Annotated in this window: 25 protein-coding genes; 15 read left to right on the top strand and 10 right to left on the bottom strand. The window is 52.0% G+C overall.

Annotated elements, in window-relative coordinates:
- Positions 1 to 69 precede the first annotated feature (69 nt).
- Entirely contained in the window at positions 70 to 1,422 is a 1,353-nt protein-coding gene (locus tag C9J03_RS04005) for a hemolysin family protein (RefSeq protein WP_044621787.1), read from the top strand.
- Positions 1,423 to 1,596: 174 nt separating this feature from the next.
- Positions 1,597 to 1,974: a DUF2541 family protein gene (locus tag C9J03_RS04000; RefSeq protein WP_044621786.1), complete on the top strand. Its 378-nt coding sequence runs from the start codon at positions 1,597 to 1,599 to the stop codon at positions 1,972 to 1,974.
- A 75-nt stretch (positions 1,975 to 2,049) separates the two neighbouring features.
- Here the strand turns inward: C9J03_RS04000 and C9J03_RS03995 are convergent, their stop codons facing one another.
- Positions 2,050 to 3,228, bottom strand: coding sequence for an MBL fold metallo-hydrolase (locus C9J03_RS03995; protein ID WP_044621785.1), 1,179 nt, complete (start codon positions 3,226 to 3,228; stop codon positions 2,050 to 2,052).
- 119 nt (positions 3,229 to 3,347) lie between these two features.
- Here C9J03_RS03995 and C9J03_RS03990 point away from each other — a divergent pair, with 119 nt between their 5' ends.
- Both C9J03_RS03990 and C9J03_RS03985 read left to right on the top strand, forming a co-directional pair.
- Positions 3,348 to 3,962: a TetR/AcrR family transcriptional regulator gene (locus C9J03_RS03990; RefSeq protein WP_044621784.1), complete on the top strand. Its 615-nt coding sequence runs from the start codon at positions 3,348 to 3,350 to the stop codon at positions 3,960 to 3,962.
- Between the two features lie 65 nt (positions 3,963 to 4,027).
- The gene (locus C9J03_RS03985; RefSeq protein ID WP_044621783.1) at positions 4,028 to 4,276 is read left to right on the top strand and encodes a hypothetical protein; all 249 of its coding nucleotides are present in this window, start codon (positions 4,028 to 4,030) and stop codon (positions 4,274 to 4,276) included.
- On the opposite strand, the gene C9J03_RS26870 is transcribed toward C9J03_RS03985, so the two are convergent.
- Positions 4,270 to 4,431, bottom strand: a complete 162-nt coding sequence (locus C9J03_RS26870) for a hypothetical protein (protein WP_211300769.1) — start codon at positions 4,429 to 4,431, stop codon at positions 4,270 to 4,272. The genes C9J03_RS03985 and C9J03_RS26870 overlap by 7 nt on opposite strands.
- On the opposite strand from C9J03_RS26870, the gene C9J03_RS03980 reads away from it, so the two are divergent.
- Entirely contained in the window at positions 4,430 to 4,726 is a 297-nt protein-coding gene (locus tag C9J03_RS03980) for a DUF6482 family protein (RefSeq protein WP_044621782.1), read from the top strand. The genes C9J03_RS26870 and C9J03_RS03980 overlap by 2 nt on opposite strands.
- 126 nt (positions 4,727 to 4,852) lie before the next feature.
- On the opposite strand, the gene C9J03_RS03975 is transcribed toward C9J03_RS03980, so the two are convergent.
- A complete protein-coding gene (locus tag C9J03_RS03975) occupies positions 4,853 to 5,020 on the bottom strand; it encodes a hypothetical protein (protein ID WP_197078559.1) in 168 nt (55 codons plus the stop codon).
- Complete coding sequence (locus C9J03_RS03970) at positions 5,017 to 5,238, bottom strand: hypothetical protein (RefSeq protein ID WP_044621781.1); 222 nt, start codon at positions 5,236 to 5,238, stop codon at positions 5,017 to 5,019. The genes C9J03_RS03975 and C9J03_RS03970 overlap by 4 nt, the downstream gene beginning before the upstream one ends.
- A 163-nt stretch (positions 5,239 to 5,401) precedes the next feature.
- Between C9J03_RS03970 and C9J03_RS03965 the strand changes: the two genes are divergently transcribed.
- Genes C9J03_RS03965 through C9J03_RS03955 form a run of 3 tightly spaced genes read left to right on the top strand, consistent with a single transcriptional unit; the run spans position 5,402 to position 7,330 of the window.
- Entirely contained in the window at positions 5,402 to 6,004 is a 603-nt protein-coding gene (locus C9J03_RS03965; RefSeq protein WP_052829685.1) for a hypothetical protein, read from the top strand.
- 47 nt (positions 6,005 to 6,051) lie between these two features.
- Positions 6,052 to 6,666: a sigma-70 family RNA polymerase sigma factor gene (locus C9J03_RS03960; RefSeq protein ID WP_231580607.1), complete on the top strand. Its 615-nt coding sequence runs from the start codon at positions 6,052 to 6,054 to the stop codon at positions 6,664 to 6,666.
- Positions 6,659 to 7,330: a ChrR family anti-sigma-E factor gene (locus C9J03_RS03955; RefSeq protein ID WP_044621779.1), complete on the top strand. Its 672-nt coding sequence runs from the start codon at positions 6,659 to 6,661 to the stop codon at positions 7,328 to 7,330. The genes C9J03_RS03960 and C9J03_RS03955 overlap by 8 nt, the downstream gene beginning before the upstream one ends.
- 84 nt (positions 7,331 to 7,414) lie before the next feature.
- Here the strand turns inward: C9J03_RS03955 and C9J03_RS03950 are convergent, their stop codons facing one another.
- The 4 genes from C9J03_RS03950 to C9J03_RS03935 are packed head-to-tail and all read right to left on the bottom strand — an operon-like array spanning position 7,415 to position 12,870.
- Positions 7,415 to 10,474, bottom strand: coding sequence for an efflux RND transporter permease subunit (locus tag C9J03_RS03950; RefSeq protein ID WP_044621778.1), 3,060 nt, complete (start codon positions 10,472 to 10,474; stop codon positions 7,415 to 7,417).
- Positions 10,471 to 10,707 carry a hypothetical protein gene (locus C9J03_RS03945; protein ID WP_156149931.1) on the bottom strand — a complete coding sequence of 79 codons (237 nt, stop codon included), beginning with the start codon at positions 10,705 to 10,707 and terminating at the stop codon, positions 10,471 to 10,473. The genes C9J03_RS03950 and C9J03_RS03945 overlap by 4 nt, the downstream gene beginning before the upstream one ends.
- An 8-nt stretch (positions 10,708 to 10,715) precedes the next feature.
- Positions 10,716 to 11,792, bottom strand: a complete 1,077-nt coding sequence (locus C9J03_RS03940) for an efflux RND transporter periplasmic adaptor subunit (protein WP_052829684.1) — start codon at positions 11,790 to 11,792, stop codon at positions 10,716 to 10,718.
- A 1-nt stretch (position 11,793) separates the two neighbouring features.
- Positions 11,794 to 12,870, bottom strand: a complete 1,077-nt coding sequence (locus C9J03_RS03935; protein WP_146149062.1) for an efflux RND transporter periplasmic adaptor subunit — start codon at positions 12,868 to 12,870, stop codon at positions 11,794 to 11,796.
- Between the two features lie 168 nt (positions 12,871 to 13,038).
- On the opposite strand from C9J03_RS03935, the gene C9J03_RS03930 reads away from it, so the two are divergent.
- Positions 13,039 to 13,779 carry a TetR/AcrR family transcriptional regulator gene (locus tag C9J03_RS03930; RefSeq protein ID WP_044621776.1) on the top strand — a complete coding sequence of 247 codons (741 nt, stop codon included), beginning with the start codon at positions 13,039 to 13,041 and terminating at the stop codon, positions 13,777 to 13,779.
- Positions 13,780 to 13,886: 107 nt separating this feature from the next.
- Here the strand turns inward: C9J03_RS03930 and C9J03_RS03925 are convergent, their stop codons facing one another.
- On the bottom strand, positions 13,887 to 14,948 hold the full coding sequence (locus C9J03_RS03925) for an AI-2E family transporter (RefSeq protein ID WP_231580654.1): 1,062 nt from the start codon (positions 14,946 to 14,948) through the stop codon (positions 13,887 to 13,889).
- 816 nt (positions 14,949 to 15,764) lie between these two features.
- Here C9J03_RS03925 and C9J03_RS03920 point away from each other — a divergent pair.
- The 4 genes from C9J03_RS03920 (at position 15,765) to C9J03_RS03905 (ending at position 21,221) form a co-directional block, all read left to right on the top strand.
- Positions 15,765 to 17,789, top strand: coding sequence for a DUF885 domain-containing protein (locus C9J03_RS03920; protein WP_044621774.1), 2,025 nt, complete (start codon positions 15,765 to 15,767; stop codon positions 17,787 to 17,789).
- A gap of 506 nt (positions 17,790 to 18,295) precedes the next feature.
- Complete coding sequence (locus C9J03_RS03915) at positions 18,296 to 19,459, top strand: glutathionylspermidine synthase family protein (RefSeq protein WP_044621773.1); 1,164 nt, start codon at positions 18,296 to 18,298, stop codon at positions 19,457 to 19,459.
- 174 nt (positions 19,460 to 19,633) lie between these two features.
- Positions 19,634 to 20,611: a DUF3187 family protein gene (locus C9J03_RS03910; protein WP_044621772.1), complete on the top strand. Its 978-nt coding sequence runs from the start codon at positions 19,634 to 19,636 to the stop codon at positions 20,609 to 20,611.
- A 154-nt stretch (positions 20,612 to 20,765) separates the two neighbouring features.
- A complete protein-coding gene (locus C9J03_RS03905) occupies positions 20,766 to 21,221 on the top strand; it encodes a glycine zipper family protein (RefSeq protein ID WP_197078558.1) in 456 nt (151 codons plus the stop codon).
- A 98-nt stretch (positions 21,222 to 21,319) separates the two neighbouring features.
- Here C9J03_RS03905 and C9J03_RS03900 read toward each other — a convergent pair whose 3' ends face one another.
- The gene (locus C9J03_RS03900; protein ID WP_044622022.1) at positions 21,320 to 22,243 is read right to left on the bottom strand and encodes a LysR family transcriptional regulator; all 924 of its coding nucleotides are present in this window, start codon (positions 22,241 to 22,243) and stop codon (positions 21,320 to 21,322) included.
- Between the two features lie 251 nt (positions 22,244 to 22,494).
- On the opposite strand from C9J03_RS03900, the gene C9J03_RS03890 reads away from it, so the two are divergent.
- Together C9J03_RS03890 and C9J03_RS03885 are read left to right on the top strand one after the other, a co-directional pair.
- Positions 22,495 to 23,481: an HlyD family secretion protein gene (locus tag C9J03_RS03890; RefSeq protein WP_231580653.1), complete on the top strand. Its 987-nt coding sequence runs from the start codon at positions 22,495 to 22,497 to the stop codon at positions 23,479 to 23,481.
- A gap of 3 nt (positions 23,482 to 23,484) precedes the next feature.
- Positions 23,485 to 25,056: a DHA2 family efflux MFS transporter permease subunit gene (locus tag C9J03_RS03885; RefSeq protein ID WP_082060531.1), complete on the top strand. Its 1,572-nt coding sequence runs from the start codon at positions 23,485 to 23,487 to the stop codon at positions 25,054 to 25,056.
- The last annotated feature ends 9 nt before the right edge of the window (positions 25,057 to 25,065 follow it).

Here is a 25,065-nt window from a genome sequence, read left to right as displayed (position 1 = left end):
CTTCACACCAAACTTTCAACTCAACACATATGCTTAGAGGCAGAAGCCTCGAACATGAAGGAGAACCTCATGGACGTGCTAATTTTGGCCGGCCTAATTCTGCTTAATGGCGTTTTTGCCATGTCGGAAATTGCCCTGGTCACTGCACGAAAAAGTCGTCTGCAAAAACTGGCAGACAATGGCGACAAGGGTGCGACCACCGCCATCAAGCTCGGCGAGGAGCCGACCCGCTTTCTTTCCACCGTACAGATTGGCATTACCGCCATCGGCATCCTCAACGGGGTGTTCGGTGAAGCCGCCCTCGCAGGGCCTCTGGCCGACAACCTCCAGCAACTTGGCCTCGCCGCCAAGACCAGCTCCGTAGCCGCCACCACCATCGTGGTTGTCGGTATCACCTACCTCTCCATCGTCATTGGTGAACTGGTACCCAAACGCCTGGCCCAGCTAAGCCCGGAGAGCATTGCCCGCATGATGGCCCGCCCTCTGACCGTGCTTGCCAGCCTATCCAGACCTTTTGTCTTCTTGCTGGCCACTTCCACTGAGCTGACCCTGCGACTGTTGGGCAAACACGGCAAAGAAAATCAAGGTGATGTGCTCACCGAGGAAGATATAAAAGCCGTACTGGCAGAGGGTTCACAGACGGGGGTTATCGAGAAACAAGAACATGCCATGGTCAAAAATGTCTTTCACTTTGATGATCGCAAGGTGACATCGCTGATGACCCCTCGCAATGAGATCGTGGCGCTGGATCTCGATAAGCCAAGCGAAAGCAACCTCAACTTTCTGGTCGCCTCCAGTCACCAGCACTTTCCGGTGATCAGAGGCAATATGGATAACCCCAAAGGCATCATCACCACCAAACAGCTGTTGCAATACCACATCGCCAGGCCGCGCAGCCCGATAGAGCACTACCTGCTGCCACCGGTATTTATTCCGGAAAACTGGACCGGGATCCAACTGCTTGAGCACTTCCGCCACTCGGGAGATGTCATGGCGTTCGTCGTCGATGAATACGGCGATATCCAGGGTATCGTGACCCCGAAAGATATCCTCGAGGCTTTGGCCGGCGAGTTCAAAACCCGCGCTCCCGAAGATATCTGGTCGGTGGAAAATGAAGATGGCAGTTGGTCGATGGACGGACTGATCCCAATATTGGTGCTCAAAGACTTGCTCGAGCTCGAAACCCTGCCCGATGAGGATAAAAACGGCTACCACACCCTAAGCGGCATGCTGATGTGGTCCTTGAGCGGGCTACCTTCGGTGGGAGACAGCATCGAATGGGAAGGGTGGCAGTTCGAGGTGACCCAAGTCGATGGCAACCGGGCGGATAAAGTCTCGGTAACCCGAAAAGCGCCAGTCGAGATCGAGGCGGCGGATAACACCCCCATCGATGAAGAAGACCAAACCAATAGACAGGCATAGAGAGCAAAATTTTACACAACCCTGTCTTTAACAACCAAAGCCGAAGGTATATTCCGCTGCCCTCGCAAAGCACTGACAAGTAAGTTCAGACATACAGGCGGGGCCCGCGACGGGTGGGAAGAATTTCCCACTTCTCTATTTAGCTTAACAGTACTGCTGTTATTGAGATTATTGATGAAAACGCATTCCATGTTTTTGGCACTGAGCCTTGGCTTACTCGGTGCTTCCAACCTAGCCCAAGCCGACGACAAAATCACCCTGGGCAGAACCATCTTGCTGGGCAAAAGCGACCATGGCGCACAGATCCCCTTGCTGGTATGTCGCCGGGTTGACGCTATCCGCGTCAAAGCCGAACGAGATATGCGGTTAGAGCGTGTGGTATTGACCTTCAACAATGACGACACCAAGACCATCCATTTTCACCGCAAGCTAGACAAGCATGACCAGACTGACTGGCGCAAGTTTGCCTATACCCGCTGCGTGAAAAGCCTCGAAGTATTCGGCAAGGCCGAGGGCTCATCGGCGGGGGTGAGGGTTTACGGACGGCAATAACCATCGCCCATCCAGCACCATGATCAACAAGGGCAATCGCGCCAGCGATTGCCCTTTTTTATTCCTTACCAGCCATTACTCTGCGCGGTATGCCAACTGGGCCATGTCACTGTCCGTTTGCCACTGCTCGCTGTCTTGCCACCAATAGGCAGTCTGAACTGGCAGAGACAAATCCAAGCTCTGGCCAACCAAAGGGGTCACCAATTCCACGTCATGTACCTGTGCCTCGGCAATCAAGTCATTGACCGGCTCATCCCATTGGTGGAGAAACAACTCATAGGTCGACCAGTGGACCGGAAATAACTTGTCACCGCCCACATCAAGATGCGCCTGCATGGTGTGGGCCGCCTGCATATGCCCCCAGCCTTCTACTGGATAACCCTTGCCGTCTTTCACATTCGCCGCTACCTCGATAAAGGTCATATCAAACGGCCCCAACCGCTCACCAATTTGCTTAAAGTGTTCACCATAGGCCGAGTCACCACTGTAAAACACACTGCCAGCTTCAGCCTGAATCGCCCAGGATGACCAGAGAGTGGTATTGCTGTCAAACAGACCACGGCCTGAATTATGGTTGGCCGGAGCCGAAGTAATCCGAACAGTCCCGACAGCGACACTTTCCCACCAGTCAAACTCTTCGATATTGCCCGGTTTCACGCCCCATTTTTCCAGGTGGCGCCCCACCCCCAGCGGGACAAAGAACCGTACGTTCTTATCGGCATAGAAACGTGCTGTTGCTTCTTCCAAATGATCATAGTGGTCGTGGGAAATCAAGATCACGTCCGGCAGCGGCAAGTCTTCACGGCTAACCGGTGCATCCACATTGCGCGAGAACATTCTGGCAAACGCCGATGGCGACGCATGGTCAAACACCGGGTCAATCAGGATGCGCACACCATCCGCCTCCAGAAACAAAGACGAATGCCCCAGCCAAGTCACCCGCAGCGCACTGCTCGGGTTCTCCAGCAACGGGGTATCTACCGCTTGGAACTGCAAACGTTGCTGAGGCTTATACTGATCGCGCTGCATGAAAAATTTCCACAGCAGCGACAACATGCCCTCCTCGCTTTCAACCCTCGGCAGCTGGGTGATGACTTTGCCATCTTTGAATTGCGGCGAACGGGCGATACGTGCTTGACGAATTTCTTGGCTGCGCACATAACTGCCGTCTGTGCTGGTACTTCCGCCACTGTATGCCGCCAGGCCAAGAGCCCCCAAGATGGCAACCAAAGATGCTTTCAATGTCGTTTTCATTCGTCGCTAGTCTCAAAAGTAAACGATGGTGTATACTTTAATCATATTGATCACAACCAAAAAGTAAACACAACCGTTTACATATTAATTCAACACCATCATATAATTGAGTAATTTTTATGGGTAAAGTCGCTGAAATTAAACAGGAAAATATTGTCTGTGCCGCACTGGAAATTTTTTCAGAAAAAGGGCTGGAGCTAGCCAGTATGGAAGCGATCTCGAAAAAAGCCGAAGTGTCAAAACGAACGCTTTACAAGTATTACCCAACCAAAGAAAGCTTGTTCGAGGTGATCGTTGAGCGGCTAGTATCCAATGTGAAAGTGATCAGCTCTATTCCCTTCCAGCCAGATCAAAGCATCACAGATCAGCTGACCCACATTGCCCAAAAAGAAGTGGAGTTACTATGCAGCCCGAGTTTCATGGCCGTTGCCCGGGTTGTCATGGCGGAATGTATCCGTTCCAAGGAGCTGGCAAGTTTAATGGTAGAGAAGTTCCAGCCACTCGATGCTTGCCATGGCCTCACCCGCTGGATCCTCGACGGGATTGATGCTGGCAAGCTCAATGTGGCCCACCCGGAAATTGCCTCCGAGCAATTTGTCTCATGCCTGAAAGCAACCATCTTCTGGCCGCAGATCATGGCTCACCAGCCTGCGCCGGATCCGACAATACTGCAGGCCACCATCGAATCGGCGGTCCAGCAATTTACTGCCGCTTACGAGATCAAATCTGACTAGTCCTTAACACATAGAAGCAAAAGAGCTTCTACACTTGTTGTGATATCAACCACAAGGAATTTGCCATGTACCGAGTTTTTGCCTGCCTACTGACCCTGATGGTTAGTCTGGGAGCCACCGCTGATGTAAAGATATCTGGCGACGGTTTTGAAATCAGCAAAGATTGCCTGAAGCTGGAGTCTGAAAATGTAAAGATCACCTCGGAAGAGTGTGAACAATGGAAAAAGGATCAAGAAAACCGCAGCGTTCATGGTGATGACAACCCAGGTAAAGGCAATAAGAAAGACAAGAAGCCCAAAAAAGAGACCTACTGAGCCAATATACCACCAGGGCGGATACCGCTATCTGCCTCCAACTTTGTCGCTGATAAGTCGTTATCCGCGACCACACCATAGATGATCGCTTGCGCTGTTATCAGCGTTAATGACAAGGCAACAGCACTGTTGCTCTCATTCAGGAGTATGGCCATGACTCAGGAAGCGTTACTTTCACTGATGAAACGGGGAGTATTGACACCCACCATTATCAATACCGCAGATTCAACCAGCTACTTGATTGGTGGGGAAGACAACAAAGGTAACTTCTACCACCTCAAAGACAATCACCACCGTTCCATTACCGGGCAGTCACTGCACGAAGCAGAAGAGAAACTCAGTCAACTAGGGATCCGCCAAGCGGTATTCGAGATGGTGACACCCTACGATGAAATGATAGGCAGCAGCGATAATACTGGCGGAAAAGTCCGTTACGATATCAGCTTTTAACAGTAGCGATAATACTGGTCTCGCCCCCTTCACGCCAAGACAAACAAGCCATCCCGGAGGATGGCTTTTCTGTTTGATATCACGGTTATTCCGCACTCGAAAAATTGTCGGCATTGATACCAAATGTCAGATCGTCCAGCGCAGCACCGCGATACCGTCAGCTACCAGCAAGTTCACCGGTGATACTGCGCCACCATCGACATTCGGTACCGCAGTGATCATCAAATCACTACCTCCGGCTAAATCCAACTCACCACTGTCAAAGGCAACGTCCTTCGAACCTGCTACTGTCACACGAATTCGGTAGGTGCCAGATGTGCATGCAGTACATCAAGGCGAACATCACCGCCTTCAGGCACAATGTCCGCAGTTTGACCCACAGCGAACACGTCATAGGTCCCACTGTCCACGCTCAACAAGCTGCTGACGGCCTGATAATCAATCATTTCCAAACCGGCAAGGGCAAGGGCAAGTGCCGAAACAACAGCAAGGGTAAGTGACTTGGCTTTCATCAGATCATTCCTTCGTGGTTGCCTGTGGCGTCAGATACGTATGCCTGACTTTCACCCGATCACAAAAAAAATCTCAATCTTGAGAATCCCTCCGACTCCACAAACAGAAAACACAGTCATCCAAACATGACTTACCCACGTAATACCCAATAAAGGAGGACGCATGGTGTCGTTGATCTCAAATGAATTTAAACGCTTACCCTATCTAAAATGCCGTGATCATTTCATGCCTATGGGTAATGGCAACATCAATGGTACCGGATACCGCTTCACCCATACCGTTACTGACGGATTACGTGCAGGTGGCTTGTGGCTTGTTATGCAAGATGATTCGGGCCAAATTGCCGGTAATAGCGGTGACATTATCATGTTTGCAGCCATAGAGGACGTCGACTGGCTCAGCGGAAGCCAAATCAAGCTTAAGCTTGCTATCCGGCACTGGGGAAAAGTCACCGCCTCTGGCGTTCAGCATCAGCACCTCGAGGGGCAAGTCTACCCACTATGGCAAGATAGCGTCCTCCCCGACGATGATCTGCTTGTGATGCGTCTTTTGCAACTTACGAGTGAGTATCCCAACCAGCAATTGAATTCCGGTGCTTTAAGCTCGCCAACAAACCAATTCAACACCAACTGGATTTGCTGGCGCTGGCTGGAAATTCTCCCCATTCCACTGGGCACAAAACAACGGCTATTAAAGTCTCCCACCTCCGAGCCATGCCTGAGATATCTCAGAAAAATCATACGTCAGAGTGATCGCATCAAATAGTTTTGGCGTTTATTGCAAACGGACATATGCTTGCAGATAGGGTTAACATGAGAACACATGCAATTATGCACTCCAGGAGCAGCAAGGAGTCTCTCATTAACGATGAAGCGCCTGCTATCGATGTAGCAATGCTACTACACAATATTGCCGATTCCCGTTGCCGCCGCAGTTACGAGCAGCTGTTTACCTCGGTTGCCCCCAAATTGCTTAATTTTTCCCGCAAGCAATTGCGAGATGAGTCATTGGCAATGGAAATCGTTCAGGAAACCATGCTTAAGGTGTGGCTGAAAGCGCACCTTTATGACGAGTCCAAAGGTGCTGCGCTCACATGGATTTATTCTGTCGCCCGGAATGTTAAGTTCGATCTGCTCAGAAAGACCAAGCATCAGCAAGATTGGGTCCAAGGTGATGATCTCTGGCCGATCCTGCACGAAGATGTTGATGCCGATAAACTCCCTGCTGAGTTTCACTCAATCGTGAGTAAGGAATTGGAAGCAGCAATTAATCAGCTTCCCCCTGCCCAAGCGGAAATTGTCCGTATGGTCTGCATGCAAGGCGCTTCCCACCAAGACGTCGCGGATGCCCTCGATGTGCCTCTTGGCACGGTGAAAAGTCGACTCCGCCTGGCCCTGCAAAAAATGAAGGAGGCCCTCGATGGCTAATATTCACTTCCATCCCGACCATGCCCTCCTTAGCCGTTTCGCCCATGGTGAACTGGAGTCAGCATCGAGCATTATGATCAGTGCTCACCTAGAATTCTGTCCTTACTGCCGGCAGAAAATCGCGGCCATCGAGACTGAACAGGCAGGCCTACTTGAGAAAAGCGAACCAGCAACGTTGTCGCCGGCGCTCAATGCCATGATGCAACAGATCATGGATCAAGAGCTTGTTGACGAAACTGTCGATGAATGGCCTGACACCCAACTCAAATTGGAAGACAAATCATATCCTCTTCCTTCTGCCTTGCAGCGCCACAACGAGAAAATTGGTCCCTGGTCCCGCCTGCCAGGAAACATCAAGCGTGCTCAAGTGGATGTCAGCGGAACCAGCAAGATGAATTTCATTTATATGGATTCCGACAGTGCCTTGCCAGAGCATACCCATCAGGGGCAAGAAATCACCCTGGTTCTCGCGGGCGAATTCTACGATGAAAACGGTACCTACAAACCAGGTGATTTCATAATCCAAACCGAAGCGCACAAGCATCTGCCAAGAACCCGGGAGGGGAAAGATTGCCTATGCCTGACCCTGTTAAATGCGCCGCTGCACTTCACGTCAGGACTGGCAACCTTGCTCAATCCGTTCAGCCAGTTGTTCTTCAGGTGATCAGTTCGTACTGACATAACCCTATAAAAAAACCCCGCTATACATTATGTACAACGGGGTTTTGCATTTTTAGTTTCCCAACCGTTAAGCTTTTGCTGGCTGCTTAACGTTGTAGAACAGGGCAAACAACACAGGCACCACAATCAGTGTCAGTACCGTGGCAAAACCCAGGCCCGCCATGATGGTGATCGCCAGCGAATTAAAGAAGGCATCGAACACCAGCGGGATCATCCCCAGAATCGTTGTCAGTGCCGCCATACTCACTGGACGAACACGGCTGATGGCACTGTCGACAATGGCATCATAAGGCTGCTTGCCAGACTCCAGCTCAATATTGATTTGATCTAGCAATACGATACCGTTTTTCAAAATCATCCCGCTTAGACTCAACAGGCCAAGCAAGGCGGTGAAGCTGAATGGAATGTTGGTTGCCAACAGGCCAAATGCCACCCCGATAATCGACAGCGGTACCGTCGCCCAAATCACCAACGGCTTCTTCAGCGAGTTGAACAGGAAGATAGTGATCACGAACATAAACAGGTAACCCATCGGCATTGAGGCCATCATGGACTCCTGCGCATCTTTCGATGATTCATATTCGCCACCCCACTCGATGCTGTAGCCAACCGGCAGCGGCAGGGCTTCAACCTGAGGGCGGATACGATTAAACAGAGTCGCCGCAGTTTCATCACCCAGCACATCATGGTCTGCCAGTACCGTCAGGGTCCGCTTCCGGTCTTTGCGCTGGATCAGCGGCTCGGACCAACCGAGATCAACGCCATCGATGACCTGCTCAATCGGTACGTAAGCCTGCTGGACCGGGCTCCAAAGCTGGAGGTTCTGCAGGGTATCGTAATCGACCCGCTCAGACTCCGGCAGACGCGTGATGATCGGCAGCATATGGGTACCGTCACGCAGCAAACCAATCGTATTACCTCCATAGGCCATCTGCAGGGTATTGGACAAATCTTGTTTCGAAATCCCCAAACGACGCGCCTTGGTTTCATTGAACTGTGGCACTAACTCCTTAGTGCGTTCACGCCAGTCGTGACGGACGTTTCGAGCGCCTGGGTCTTGCAGTAAGACGTCTTCCACTTGCATCGCGATATCACGCAGCGTTTGCGGATCTGGGCCAATAATACGTGCCTCGATCTTCGATGCCGGCGACGGACCGAATTCCATCAGCTTGAACTGGAAGGTCGGCTGATCAAACTTGGCAGGCAGTCCTGCATCCAGCTTGTGCAGCAAATCAAACATGTTGTCGCGACTGGTGGTGCGCACCTGCAGTTGGGCATAAGACTCGTAGCTCTTCTCCGGCTGATAGGTCAGCATAAAGCGCTGCATACCCTGCCCCACAGAGGTTGTGACGAAATCAACATCGTCTTGACGGCGGATGTACTGTTCGACCTGCTCTGTCTGGGCTATGGTCTCGCGAATATCGGTCCCTTCCGGCATCCACAAATCAACGTAGAACATCGGCGTATTCGACGGTGGAAAGAACGACTGCTTCACTTGGCCAAAGGCGATTACCGCGCTCACCAGCAGAGCCAGCATGCTTACCATGGTCAACCAACGGAAACGCAGAGCAAATCTCAGCATTGCACCAAAGACAGTAAACAATGCACCTTTATATGGGTCTTCATCATCCTGCTGGTTTTTATCTTCGTCTTTGAGCAATAAATCGGCCAAGAAAGGCGTCAGTGTCAGTGCGGTGATCCAGCTCAGGAACAAGGAATAACACAGCACCCAGAACAGTGATCCCATAAACTCACCGGTTGCATCCGACGACAAACCGATAGGGGCAAATGCGGTGATGGCAATCACGGTCGCACCAAGCAGCGGCCATTGGGTCTGCTTGGCAATATCTGCCGCCGCCTGCACCTTGGTACGGCCTTTCTTCAGACCGACCAAGATCCCTTCGACTACCACGATGGCATTATCCACCAGCATACCCAGCGCAATGATCAGGGCGCCCAGGGAGATACGGTGCAGCTCAACGTCATTGAGCTTCATCATGATAAAGGTACCGAATACCGTCAGCAGCAGTACCAAACCGATGATCACCCCACTGCGCAGCCCCATGGCAAACAGCAGCACCACAATCACGATCGCCACCGCCTGACCCAGGCTGACCACAAAGTCCTGTACCGACTTGTCCACTTCCTGCGCCTGGTTATAGAAGTAGTTCAACTCAACACCGGCGGGCTTGATGTTTTCCAGCTCAGCCAAACGGGCATCAAGCTGTTTGCCCACTTCTACTACGTTGACCCCAGAGGCAAAAGAAAGACCTAGGTTAATCGCAGGCTGACCGTTATAGGTCACGATATTACCCGGCTTTTCCTGCACGCCACGGGACACGGTTGCGACATCTTTGAGGCGGATAAGATTACCGGTATCGCGGCCATGGATAACCAAGTTTTCCAGTGATTCGACACTGTTCATCTCGCCGTTGGGGCGGATGATCAGGTTCTGTCCATTGATCATCATCTCACCCGAGGCGGTTACGCTGTTTTGCTGGTTAAGCAAGCCAACAACGGTGTTCATGTCCAGATTCAGCGCCGCCATGCGCTCAACGGAAATCTCGACAAAAATTTGCTCTTGCTGTTCCCCGGCCAGACTCACTTTGCCGACACCGTCGACCAACTCCAGTTCACGGATCAGGTAATCGGCGTACTGCTTGAGTTCGACGTATGAATAGCCCTCGCCGGTCAGCATGATCATCACGCCGTACACATCACCAAAATCGTCGATTATCTGCAGCGAACCCACACCGGATGGCAATATCGGACGCAGATCATTAACCTTACGACGCATTTCATCCCAGATCTGTGGCAACTCGTCCGGGCCGTAAATCATCTCCATACTGACCATTATCTGGGTCATCCCGGCAGACGAGGTCGAGGTCACTTTGTCGATATACGGCAATTGACGCACCGCTTTCTCCAGCGGATAGGTCAGCTCTTCTTCAACTTCTGTGGTGGTTGCCCCCGGATAGGTCGCCACAATCATGGCATCTTTGATGGTAAAGGCCGGGTCTTCCAGCCTGCCCAAGTCCAGAAACGAGGTCACCCCCCCGGCCGCCAGAATAATCAAAAATAGCCAGCTAATGACTTTATTTTTTATTGAATACTCAGCAATATTCACTGTACTGCTCCCATGGTGGCTACTGCCATAGTCAATCCCCAATCATCTTCACCAAGCACCCAAAATGTCGTAATAACGGGCGTGGCCTGAATTGATAACTCTAAAAACTGCATGCCCCCGTCAATCAGCTTGCCAGCCATCAGTTGCCCTAATCCGGTGAAGAGGGCGAGGCCAGCCAATGTGATCACCAGCCAAACCACCCAGCGAATGAGGGATTGGACAATGGTGGGCATGTTCAATTTCACAGGGCCTTCGCCTCTGCTTTTACTGCTGGTAACTGGGTCACTTCCATTCCCTCGCGCATTTTTCGCAAGCTGGAGGTCACCAGGCGCTCACCCTCGCTGATACCGCTGCTTACGATGGCACCGTGATTATTAAGCTGACCAATACTGACTTCCACCTTGTGGACCTGATTGCCGTCGAGCTTCCAAACAAAAAACTGACCCGCTTCACGCCCTGCCTCAATAGCTGTCATCGGCAGCTGGTAGCCTTGCAAAGTACTCAGGCCCGCTTCCGCCATATCGACACGCAGAGACACGCTGGTGCCCGGCAAAATCGCCGGCTCTCGCTGCGGCATTTCAAACCACATCCGGTAGGTTTGGCTTTGTGGCTCTAGCTCGCCGGTATGCTCAAGGTAGGTCACGGGATAGGTTTGCGACTCGGACCCAAAACGCGCCATTGGCTGGTAACTGCGGTTCACCTGCTGCGGGTTGAGCATGGCCAGCACGTGATCGGATACGGCGATATTGATATACAGCAGATCGTCCTGGTACAGGTTAACGACCGTTTCACCCGGAGATACCGCCTCGAACGACTCCTTAGGCACATCTGCCACCACGCCGTCGAACGGCGCAACCAAGCGGGTGTAGCCCAAACGGCGCTCCGCCGCCTTGAAGTTCACTTTTGTCAGCTTGTGATTGGCAGACAGCTCGTCGAGCTCAGCCTTGGAGATCATCTTGCGCTCGAACAATTCCCGGCCACGCTGAAGCTGTTTGGTCGCCAGACCAAACTGAACCTGGGCATCATTGCGTTGCTGCTCGAACTTATCAGCATCCAGTTCGGCAAGGAGCTCGCCTTTCTTGACCTGCTGGCCAGATTTAACCAATACGCGCTGCAGCTCGCCTTCAACCCGAAACGCCAACGGGGTATTTTCTGCCGCTTCCACCTGGCCCTTGAAGGAGCGGAACTGGCTGGTTATCGGCTGATCAACCGTCAGGGAAGACACTGCAAGCGAAGCAGTAGTTTGTTGCTGCGGCGGCTCTTGGCAACCGGCTAATACCATCATGGAAAGAACGGCGAATGACATCTTCTTCAACATCTTAGATACCACCCTCACGTTCCCAGGCTCGCACCTGTTGGCCCGGCAACAAATCAGTCGCGCCAGCGATCACCACCATGATCCCCGGAGCCAAACCTGATACCACCTCGCCCTGATCGTTGAGAGCGACTTCCAGAGCATCGACCACGCCGGTTTGGGGATCAAACTGCCACAATGTCCCATGGCCGTTTTGTTTTTCAACCCAGGCACCTTCCGGCAAACGCACGGCAGTAGACAGCTCAGGCTTGGCAAAATGCACCTGACCTACCATGCCGGAGAGCAAGTTCATCTCCTCCGGGCGGGAAAGGGTCACCTTCGCGGTATAGCTGTTAGTATCAGCATCGGGCTTGGTCGACAGCTCTTTGAACTCTGCGTGGATCGGCTGGGCTGGGTGGTTATCCATCTCAACCCACACCGCAGTCTGGCGGATCGCCGACAAGCTGGTCTGCTTCACAAAAGGTACCGGCAGATTGAAGCTCACGTCCATTTCATCCACATTCTGGATGTTCATCACAGGTTGGTTGGCACCAACAAACTGGTTCTGGTTAACAAATTTCAGTGAAACGACACCGTTGAAAGGCGCTTTGATCAAGGTATGTTCAACGTCTGTTTTTGCTTGTTCCAAGTTCGCGGCTGCCGCCTTGTAAGCAGTCTCGCGCTGGTCAAACTGGTCGGTACTGATCAGCTTCTTGCCGTATAGCTGCTTGGCGCGCAGGAACTGGCTTTGCGCCAACTCAAACTCTGCCATTTTGGCATCGAAAGCCAAGCGGTAATCCTGATCATCCAGTACCGCCAGTACCTGACCTTGCTTGACTCGCTGGCCGACCCTGACCGTCAGCTTGGCAATTTCGCCAGGTACCTGAAAAGAAAGCTGGGCGCGCTGTGTCGCGACTAGCTTGCCAGGAAAAGCATTACTCGCCTGATTCGCTGGCATTGGGATTTCCAGCAGTTTCACGGGCTTGACGACCTCTTCGGTTATTTCTGAATTAGCTTGGTTACATCCGGCTAGGATGCTTCCCAGCAATGCTATTGTTGCCACCCTGACAAACGGGGTGAACGAAATGGATGTTCCTTTCACGGGCGTTTCTCTCTGAGATTTATATTACACACCTGTGCAGTATATGTTGAACTTGGTTGAGATCAAGTATATTTTACAGATGGACAATAAATGTATTTTGTGAGCACACAGATGACGCCCCCGCGGTTTTTTGGTTAAAATAGCGTGGGCTATGAAACAGATAGAACCATGACCGAGAGAAAACAGGGCCGCCGCAGCGCACAGGCCGCCGAAGAAACCAAGCTGCTGATCATCAAAACTGCCGCGGAAATGTTCTGCGAATTGGGGTACGAAAGGGTATCGCTGAGAAATATCAGCGAACGCGCTGGGGTATCTCACAGCTTGATCCGCCACCATTTCGGCAGCAAGGAAAAGATCTGGCAAAGTATCAGTGACAACCTGCACGTCTATTTCTTGAGTTATATGTACAAGTTGCTGGAAGAAATTCCTTCCGAGCTGCCGAGCAATGTCATCCTCTATCGCTTTGTCACCATGCTATTAGCCCAGCAACTTGCCCACCCGATGCCTATCCAGCTGATTGCCGATGGGGTCAGGCAGGGCGATGTATTAATGGATTACTTCTTCGATAACAACGGCGAGCTTGAAAAGTTCGTCAACCAACTGGTCGTTAACTGCAACAGTGATTTCCCGCTGAAACCGATCAACATTTGGGAAATGAAATGGCAAATGATGATGTATGCCCATGGTGCCGCCAGCATGAAGCCATTTATATTGGACACATGGGAAAACGCCAGTGAAGAACAATGTTTACTGAACCATTGGCAGCTGTTTAACCAAACCATGGCAAACCAGCTCAATATCTCCCCCGAACAAATGCTGCAGCCAGAACAGCTGTCGGACATCCTTATCGAGCTGCCGTGTGAATGGGGCTGCGACAAAGAAGAAAAAGACTCACAAGAAGCGAAATAGCAACGTCCGTCTCGATTGGAAAAGACAATACAAAAAAGGCCAATACCCATCGGTATTGACCTTTTTCTTTTAGTGTTAGGGCTTTACATCCAAACCTCTTCGGTTGCTTAGGGTGTTGCAACTACCGGCAGTACCGCCTCGGTCCCAGCCTGAGCGATCTTGTCTGCCGGTTCAAGCCATGCCATCAGCAGCTTGTAGCCAAGTGCCAATACCACGGCACCAACGAATAGACCAACAATACCAGACATCATCATGCCGCCCAGCGCGCCCAGCAGTATCACCAACATCGGGATATCAACGCCACGCCCCATCAACATTGGCTTCAATACGGTATCACTGGCGCTAACCAGAACGCCCCACACGCTAAAGATAACGGCAACGGTCGGTGTATCAACCGCAAACAGGTATGCCATCACCGGGCCCAATATCAAAATCGGTGGCAGTTGGATAATGGCCAAAACCAGTACCGCTAGCATCCACAGTCCGGCTGCCGGCACACCGGCAATCCCCATGCCCAATCCAGCCAGTACTGCCTGGATAACGGCCACACCGATAACGCCATGAACCACACTGCGTACGGTTGCAATCGACAGCCCGACATAGTCTTCACCTTTATCGCCCAGCAGGCGAACAGCCACTTTGCCGGCCATCGTCTTGCAGCGGGCAGCATTGCTCATCACCACACCTGAAATCAGAATGGCAATAATGAACTGAACCACGCTGCCGCCCAGACTTCCGATAGCAGATAACCCGCTTGACACCAGCGCTTTAACTTGAGGTGCATAGGTATTCAGCGCACTTGCCAAGTTGGTGGCAGCAAGGCTCCACGCTTTGTACAACGGCTCACCCACCACTGGCAGCACGGCCACCGATGCATCTGGCTGTGGGATCACCAAAGTCCCAGCAGAGAGCGCGGTCGCAACATCTTGGCTGGTGCTTACCACCGCCCCGGAGAACCATATCGTTGGCACCAGCAGTGCCGCAAGGGCGACCAGGGTAACCAACATACAGCCCTTTCCAAGGGAGAGCGAACAGCGCCGTTGCAGCGCCTTGACCAAAGGCATCAGCGCAATGGCGATGATTGCCCCCCAGACAATAGGGAGCAAAAATGGCTGTAGGATCTGATAGCAAAAGTACACAACCAGCAGCAGCAACATGGACTTAATCACAGTATCCAACGTGTTTTTTTCTGGAAGTGTTACTAAGGATTGTTGAGCATTCAAAATCAACCTCACTAATGACTTTCTTACGGCTGAAAGGCCCCAGCCCAATCTGCTCAAATAATAACCACTCGCTTATCAGAAGACTTACCTTTTTACGACAGGCGCCCAATTTCCTCCCCCGCACCAGAATTGTTCATTAATCCACCAATTAGATTTTTAACTCTAATTAGGCCGCATATAATTCCTCTTGCATTCCTTCGGGATGTTAGTACCCATTACGTGAAATTAGCGTCCGCCCTTGGTACAAAGGTCTCTTTCCCTCCTACCATCACTAACCAACGAATTGAAGAGACCTTTTTTTCCCCTCATGCTCCATGCTCCATGCTCCATGCTCCATGCTCCATGCTCCATGCTCCATGCTCCATGCTCCATGCAATTGTTTTCATCGGCATTAGGCTCAACCCACTAGTCAAAGCAGGTTCGGCTGAATATATTTCGCCATCCAGTTCACACTTTTAAGCCAAAGCTTGATCTTGACCTCAAATGCAGCATTTTTTTGCCCATAAGTGCAACATTATGAATATTCATCGCTTCACTCTTCTATGCATACCAGTAACCGGTAACTCAGGCTTGGCCAATTATCATAGGCATATTTTGCTGCCACTTAGTCAATCCCCGTTGATATGCAAAACGTGCATAATGACGCAAGCTATCCGGTCGTGATGGCCATCACAATAGCCCCGTAATCAAAACCTATACCCTCTTAACATCCCACGGGATAACAACAAAACAAGATACGATCACACACCATGAGGGATTACAATGAACACCCACAAACTTCGCCCGATAGCCCTTGCCATCATCACACTAACCGCTTTGGCGGGCTGCAACGATGAAACTACCTACATCGAGCAACCGAAACAAAACCAAGACCCAGCAAGGCAGATGCGCAGCGTCTTTGCCGACTACCAAAGCGCTATTCATACCCTGGACAATACCGAGTTTGGGCAAGTCACCGATCAGATGGCCAGCTCACGCCAAGCCGTCGACCGAATGTATTTGGACAAGCTGGAAAATATCGATCGCAGCGCCTTATCCGACGAAGACAAAATTTATTACGACACTTTCCAGTTTGACCGCAACATTGCTATTCGTGGTGCTTCACTACCCAACCCGAGATTCGGGAATTTCGACATCCCGATCACCCACTTCTACAACTACATCGATTGGAATGCCTCAGTGGCCGGCGCGAAACAGGAAACACCTGATGACTACCAGAGCCATATCCAGGTGATCCGTGAATTCACCGCCTGGACGAACAACCTGCATTCACAATACGCGATGGGGATCGTCGACAAGGCACGCTTGCCTAAAGTCCTGACCAACCGGCTAGTTGAAAGTACCGAAAAAGCCCTTGCTGTCGGCACGGCCCCTTATGGGCTGCTGAGCCAGGGACTGGAAGATATTGAACAACACCGCGATCAATACGAGGATGCCTTTGTTACCGAATACCAAAAGGCGGTAGCAGATGCGACCAATGCGGTCAGCGGCTTGATTGATTTCCTCAAGGTCGATTACCTCGATGGCGCCAGAGGAGCGGGCACAGCTGAAGACACCAATATCGGCTGGGGGGATTTACCGAATGGCCAGGCCTGGTACCAATGGCAGCTAGACCGCAACAGTACTACTGGCAAACCGGCAATGGAGCTAAGCCAGCTTGGGGAAGATCTTGTTGCCGACGCCAAAGCGGAGATGATCCGGGTAGCCGAGCTTATCGTCGACAAACGGGGGGCCACGCCAAAAGCCAATTGGCGTGAGGAAAACGGTACTATCAGCCTCAGAACCTTCAAGCTCCTCGATGGTAACGGCGATATCGATCTCAACGAGTTTTTCGATTACCTCAACAGCGAACAGTTCTTCTACGGCAGAGATGGCAGAGATATTTCGGGCACCGATTATGCGACTTTGTGTGAGGCCGCATCGTCCCCAAGCGCCTGCGAAGCCGCCCTGATCGACTACAATACATTCAAAACCGACGCCAATGATGTCGTCGCCAAGTACTTCAAGCCAATAAAAACCGATTACACCATAGTGCCGGTTCCGGCCAACCGCGAGGAATATGACGGGGTGGGCTCATACGGCAACAATGAGTTCAACCTCAACACCAACCCGGATTACAGCCTGCAGAAGTGGAATGTCTCGACCTTATTGCTGCATGAAGCCGCACCGGGCCACCATTTCCAAAACGCCTACTCCATCGAATACCCGCCGGCCGACAAACCCGACTACATCCAGAACGTCTGGTACACCGCTTACGCGGAGGGCTGGGCACTGTACACCGAGTGGCTGGGCCTGGAGATGGGCATCTATGGCGAGCTGGACAACAGCGGCAAGCCCACCTTCGTCAATGCCACCGGGATGTGCAAACTCGACCTTGACTACCAGACGTTCCAGGGTGGGATCTATACCGATGCTGAAGAGTGCAATGCCCTGCAGTACTTCGGCAGCCTGAACGAAGCCCAACTGCGCAACATGCGCCTGGCCGTGGATACCGGTATCCATGCAAAAGGCTGGAGTATCAAACAAGCTCAGGAGTATATGGATTCGAACTCGGCCCTGGGTAACGGTGATATCGAGTCAGAAAGTTACCGCTACGCCGCCTACGTCGGGCAGGCAGTTTCCTACAAATCGGGCTACTTGGTCATCAAAGAGATGCTGGCAAAAGCACAGACGGAACTGGGCGGTCAATTTGAGTGGGCGTCATTCCATGACCAGTTGCTGAAATACGGCGATCAACCGATGGAAGTGGTCGAGACCAGCATCGAAAACTGGATCAAAACTCAGTAATAACAGAAAGCAAACTGTTGCCTGTTCGCTTGCGGGCGGGCAGCAAGAAAAGTAAGAGAGAAAAGAAAAAAATGGGTAAGCACCAAGTTAAAGCAAAAGGTTGGCTGGCCAAGTGGCTTACTCAAGGAACGGTGAACAATAACTATTTACCAGTAACTTACCCGAACGATTATTTGTAGTGATGTTAAACCTTACAGGTACGAAGCATGCAACCTGAATTTAACGAGGGCTACTATACCCCGCGAGACACACAATAATGTGACATATATCAATCTAGCCCCGGTAAATTACGCCCGGGGAGAAGAGTGTGTAACAATATGCAAACAGCCGTAAATAAATACGATAAAGCATCAGTTTGTTTATATTTTAACTAGCTCGCCGCCTGTTTGATTCCCGCTCCCTACCGATATTGCCCTAACTCTAAAAATTCGTTACCGGTGCCTTAATTTCACTTCACTCCATGCCATACTGGCAGCCATGCCCTTTTGAATCGGCCAGGAATACAGATGTTAAGGATCGACAGCAAAGAACGCCCCCACTGGCGTGAGCTCGCCAAAGAATATGGATTCGGCTTCCACACCATGTACGGCGAGCCGTATTGGGACGAAACCGGCTACTACCAGTTCACCCTCAAGCAGATAGAGCAAGACCTTGAAGCGCCGACCGAGGAAATCCACCAGATGTGCCTGGAGGTTGTCGATGACGTGGTGGCCGACGAATACTGGCTGCAACGATTCCAGATACCGGAAACCATGTGGCAGCCAATCCTCGAGTCGTGGCGCAGCCGAGAGCCTTCGCTCTATTCCCGACTCGATTTTGCCTACGACGGCAACGGCTTTGCCAAGCTGTATGAGAATAATGCCGATACCCCAACCTCGCTCTATGAAACCGGCTTTTGGCAATGGCTGTGGCTGGAAGATATGGTCAACAGCGGGGCGATCCGCCGCGACGCCGATCAGTTCAACCTCCTGCAGGAATTGCTGATCGCCCGCTTCCAAACCCTTGCACGCCAGCAACCCGGGCAGACCCTGCACTTTTCCTGCTGCAAAGATACCGTCGAAGACAGGGGCACGGTGCAGTATATGCAAGACTGCGCCAAGGAAGCAGGCCTGTCGACCGCCTTCGTCTTTGTCGAAGATATCGGGATCAACGGCAAGAAAGAGTTTACAGACTTAGCCGATAAACCCATCCGCTGGATGTTCAAGCTCTATCCCTGGGAGTTCATGCTAAGAGAAGAATACGCCAAGCACTTGCCATCCAACCCGATCAACTGGCTGGAGCCGATGTGGAAATCAGTGCTCAGCAACAAAGCGCTACTGCCGATGCTTTGGCACAAATACAAAGGACACCCGAACTTGCTGCCGGCCTATTTTGCCGATGATCCAGGACTTAGCGAGCTCAAGGACTATGTCATCAAGCCGATATTTGCCCGCGAAGGTGCCAACATCACTATCGTCGAAAACGGCAGGCAGACCCTGAGGGTGGATGGCCCCTACGGCGATGAGGGAGTGATCTACCAGGCCTACCACCCGCTGCCGAAGTTCAACAATGCCTACACCTTGATCGGCAGTTGGCTGGTAGACGACCGGGCAGGAGGTATCTCCATCAGAGAGGATAGCTCACGCATCACCCAGGATATGTCACGCTATCTGCCGCATGTTATTTTGTAGGCCCATGCCGGGCGGGATCGCATTTAGCCCGTCAGCCCCCCGAGAGGGGAGCTATACTGAAGATTCAATATCTTGAAAAGCTTTGCATTACTTTGTTACACATTCAGCGCAGCGACAGCCTAAATAAGTATAACAACGAGCAAAGGACAAGATTCAATCTGCATCGGCTCCCCTATGGATAATCACAAGCAACTCTCGGTATTCATTACGCTTTCGCTCGCAGGGCACGCCCAAGCCGGCGTTGAGCAGCGCTATGCCGATTACGGTCCACTGAAAACCTATGCCCAGTCTCCCCTGCAGTCGAATGCACTGACTCCCTTGGTCAGAACCGGCTTCAGCCATGCGCCGGATACTGTTGAACTCTATGCCACCGGTACCATTGCCAGCGTGTGGGCCCACACCGAAGAGTACAGCGCAGATTACTACCAAAATGCGCTTTCGATTGGCGGGTTTTGGCAACTCAACGACCAATGGGCCTTGGAGCTCGACTACACCTGGCGCTTTGCCGCCAACAACCACCTCGACACCCTGACCAAAGCCTTCCATGACTGGTTCGGTATTGGGCAGAATGGCCGCGATGAAGTTGATGATCACTCCTTCGACATCTCGGTCCCGCAGTACGGAGTTGAAATCCACGACTTCGAAGGCGAAACCATCAGCAATGCGTTTTCCCTCTATACCAGCTACCAACTGCTTGAAAACAAGCATCACGGTCTGTCTCTTGGCGGATCGCTCTACTTCAACTACGTTGGCAGCGGGCCGTTCAAAACCAGCAATTTCGAACAAGCGCTGCAACTCAATTACAGCTACCGAACAGGCAAGCACAGCATCTATACCCTGCTGGGTTTATCCTACCGCCATCATGATGAGGTGTTGGCACAAATCAAATACAACAAATTCGCCTTTGCCACCGGGGTCAGTTACCAATACCAAATCAGCCCCAAACACCGCTTTATTACCGAAGTACATGTCTACGAGGGGGCCAGTGATGCGACGTCTGATCTCAGCGAGCCGTCCACCGAGTTTTTACTAGGCTATCGCTACCATACCAAGCGCGGCGCGATCGAGGTGTCGATGATCGAGAATGCCTTCAATATGGATAACAGTACCGATATTGCCTTTACCCTCGGCTACCGCCATCGAATGCAGTGATTCATAATTTACATTGTAAATTTTTCAGGCAACCTGCCGCATTATTGTTCCATTAGCATTAAGATACATAAAATAAAAAACACTGTATTGAAGAGAAGCGATTTTGCCCCTACCATAGCGGCCATCTTTCTTTGGCCAGCGAAAAACTAGAACTGTGAAAAAACCAGCCCTTCTTATCTGTACAGCTTTGCTCTCTGCCTGTTCGTATAATGCTGCGCCAGTTGTCGGCTCCCATGACAAAACCCAACTCGAGTACGAGCAAGACTTGGCGGAATGCCGCCAGAAGACCCAGGAAGTCGATAAAGGTGAGGCGGTCCGCACCAGTGCTGCCAATATGGCACTTATCGGTACCGCGGCAGGGGCGCTCGGTGGACTGCTCACCGATGATGTCGGGATGGGAGAGAGCATGGTATGGGGCCTGGCTCTTGGGGCCGGTACCGGGGCCGCGATAGGCTCGGTGAAAGCAACCCAGACCCAATCTCTGGTATTGCGCCGCTGCATGGAGCTCAAGGGTTACCAGATCCTCGATGCCGAAGTCGATGATTTAGCCAGTGTCGAGCCAGAGGCTGACGCTAAAGCGAATGAGCAACAACAGCTGGCTTCAAACTAAGCCATTGCCGGACCAAACACAATCCAGATTCGATTGAACACACGGAAATCGATTAAACCATAAATAGCTTCCTTGCCCCCCAGTAATGCGACCCCAGACTATTGGGTGGCTGTACTCGTAGATTGCTTTTTCACCCGCTGTTCGAACTGCTCGACCAAAAAGTCCACCAACACCCGCAGCCGCTTGGGCATCAATTTTCGCTGCGGATAAACCAAACTAACCGGTACCAGCGGCATATCCCATTGCGGCAATAACTGAATCAATTTGCCTGAGGCAAAATGCTCACGGCAGATAAACTCGGGCAGTACTGCAATACCTAGCCCATCCAGACAAGCCGAAAGGGAAGCGGTGATGGTATTGACCTTCAGGCGGTAGGGCAGATCGATACTCACCGCCCCACCATCGTGCATCAGGTGCCAGTTAGGAATTTTCACTGCTTTGTTGTGGACTTTAACCTGATGATGCGGCGGCTTGAGATCTGCCGGGCTTTCAATCATGCCATACTGCGCCAGGTAGTCAGGGCTGGCGGCCAGTACCCGGCGCGACTCAGTCAACTTCCGTGATACCAAGCTTGAATCGTCCAACTCCCCAACCTGAGCATAGAGGTCGATCCCCTCACCGATAATATCCACTTCGCGGTTGGTCATTTCAACATGCAGGGAGACATGCGGGTATTGTTTCAAAAAAGCATTAAGAAAGCCGCCCATCACCTGGTGCCCCAACTCGACCGGCATGACCACATACAACCGGCCGCGGATCAGATCTTGGTTGGCACTGACCTCAAGTTCTGCTTGCCCCATAATTTCGAGCATCTGCACACACGACTGGTAAAACGCTTCGCCTTCCGGTGTCAGGATCAAACTGCGGGTCGAGCGTGTGATCAAACGCACACCGAGATGTTCTTCCAGCTCAGCAACTTTCCGGCTGACCGTCGACTTGGTCATATCCAATACGTCAGCAGCTTGAGTAAAGCTACCACAATCAACAACTTGTGAAAAAATTGCTATCGAATTCAAATCCATCGCCATGTAGCCTTTAGTCAATTGGTTCGTTTTCTGCAACAGTGTTTCCTCTTTTTCTTATCTTATCAACCAATCGAGATCATTTACAATTTGAAACACTTTACGAAAGCCAATTCTTATAAGACACAGAGGGTAAAATGGCCGATCATCCCCAAGCGCCTGCAGCTGCCAATTCTAGCCAATCACAAACCGCTCCTGCGGCACTTCCCAAACGCAACAAGAAAAAAGCGCCATTAATCGCTACCTTGATCATGCTTTCGCTTGGTGCATTAGGCGCAGGCTATTGGTATGGCTACGGCCAATACTTCGAGTCGACCGACAATGCCTACCTACAAGGCGATATCACCAACATCAGCCCCAAAGTCGGGGGCTACATTACCGAGTCTTTCGTCTCTGATAACCAGCAGGTCAAAGCCGGCGATCTGTTGGCCAAAATCGATGACCGTGACTTTGAAGCGAAATTGGATCAAGCCAAGGCCAACTTAGCCGTTAGCCAGGCGGCTATCGACAACTTCCATGCCCAAGAGCAATTGCAGAAGACCCAGATCCGTCAGGTCGAGAGCCAAATTGCTTCAGCCAAAGCCGAATTCGAGCGAGCCAAGCAGCAAGTTGTACGCACCCGCAGCCTGCTCAAGCGAAATTACTCTTCACAGGACGAGCTCGACAGCATGACCTCACAACAGAAGGTGACTGCCGCCCAGCTCGAAGAAGCCAATGCCAGCTACCAAGGGGCCAAAGATCAGCTCGTGGTCATCGCCAGCCAAATCAAGCAGGCCGAGGCCGCGGTAACCGAAGCGCAGGCGCAACTGGAGCAAGCCGAGCTCAACCTGGCTTACACCAATATCTATGCCCCGATTGATGGCATCGTGGGTAAACGTAGCCTGCGGGTTGGCCTGTACGTTCAGCCGGGTATGCCGTTGATGAGCTTGGTACCAACCTCCGATGTATGGATCGAAGCCAACTTCAAGGAAACCCAGCTCAGCGGGATCCACAAGGGGCAAAACGTCACTGTTGAACTGGATGCCTTCCCGGACCAACCGCTGCAAGGCGTCGTCGATAGCTTCTCGCCGGCAACCGGTGCGAAATTCGCGCTATTACCGCCAGAGAATGCCACCGGCAACTTCACCAAAATTGTCCAGCGCGTACCGGTAAAAATTACCATTCCCGACCCACAAGGATTGCAAGGCCGCTTGATCCCCGGCTTGTCGGTTGTGGCAACGGTTGATACACGGGGCTAAGTCATGGGGGCCGATATCACAACAGCTCAACAGCAACAGGTTCATGCTGTTGAAAGCGAGGCGCTTCATGTGCCTCGCCGCCACTGGATCGCCCTGTTCGGCGGCCTGATTGGGGCATTCATGGCGATCCTGGATATCCAGATCACCAACTCCTCGCTCAAAGATATCCAGGGGGCACTGTCTGCTACCCTGGACGAGAGTTCGTGGATCTCCACGTCCTATCTTGTGGCGGAAATGATCGCCATCCCGCTCAGCGGCTGGCTATCGAATGCACTGGGCAAGCGCCGCTACCTGACATGGACCACGGCGATTTTCACCCTGTCATCCTTCCTGTGTTCGCTATCGTGGAACATGAGTTCGATGATTGTCTTCCGGGCCATGCAGGGGTTCAGCGGCGGTGCCCTGATCCCGCTGGCCTTCTCGCTGGTGATTCAACTGCTACCGATCCAAAAGCGGGCCATCGGGATGGCATTATTCGGTGTGACCGCTACCTTTGCCCCGTCAATTGGGCCGACATTCGGCGGCTGGCTGACCGAAAACCTGTCGTGGCACTACATTTTCTATATCAACATCCCGCCGGCGATCTTGGTGATTTCGATGATCCGCTATGGCTTGGATGACGAGCCGCTCAACCTTGGCACCTTGCTCAAGGCGGATTGGTTCGGGATTGTCACCATGGCCCTTGGGCTTGGCTGTTTGGAAGTGGTGTTGGAAGAGGGCAACCGCGAAGAGTGGTTCAGTTCGAACTTCATTGTCACGCTGGCGATTATCTCGGGCGTTAGCTTGGTGCATTTTGTTATCAACGAGCTGCAGCACGACAAGCCTCTGGTCAACCTGCGATTGCTGCGCGAGCGGCAGTTTGCTATGTCGTGCCTGGCCTACCTGATCCTCGGAATGGCACTGCTCGGTTCGATATATGTGTTGCCGCTGTACCTGACCCAGATCCAGCGCTACAACGCCATGGAGATCGGTGAAGTGCTGATGTGGATGGGTTTCCCACAGCTGTTGCTGTTTCCCATCGTGCCCAAGCTGGTCCAGTTCATCAAACCCAAGTACTTGGTGACATTCGGCTTTACCATGTTTGGCCTAAGCTGCTACGTCAACACCCACATGACGGTGGATTTCGGCGGCCAACAGCTGATCCTCTCCATGGTGCTGCGTGCTATCGGCAGTCCGTTCATCATGGTACCGCTGTCTCTGGTGGCGATGAAGCATATCAGCAAAGCCGACACGCCGGATGCCTCGACCCTGACCAATGTCATGCGCAACCTCGGCGGGGCATTCAGCATCGCGATTATCGCCACTCTGCTGGATAACAAAACCCGCGAGCACCTCGGGCATATCAAGGAATCACTGCCCAGTGTCAGTACCAATGGCTGGCAGCAGTTGTTGCAACAGAGTGATTTCTTTATCAAGGCAGGTAGTGATGCCGGCACCGCGATGCAGCAGGCCCAAGCCACACTGCTGTCGACCATGCAGCGTGATGCGGCAATTATGGCTTACAACGATGTGTTCCTGATGATGACCGCCTTCCTGGCATTTGCCGCGGTGCTGATCATGTGTATGGATGATTGAATTAAAGAG

Source organism: Photobacterium gaetbulicola (genome assembly GCF_003025515.1).
Taxonomy (GTDB): domain Bacteria; phylum Pseudomonadota; class Gammaproteobacteria; order Enterobacterales; family Vibrionaceae; genus Photobacterium; species Photobacterium gaetbulicola.
Note: the sequence above shows the minus strand (reverse complement) of the source record. Positions and strands in the feature narration are given on the sequence as shown.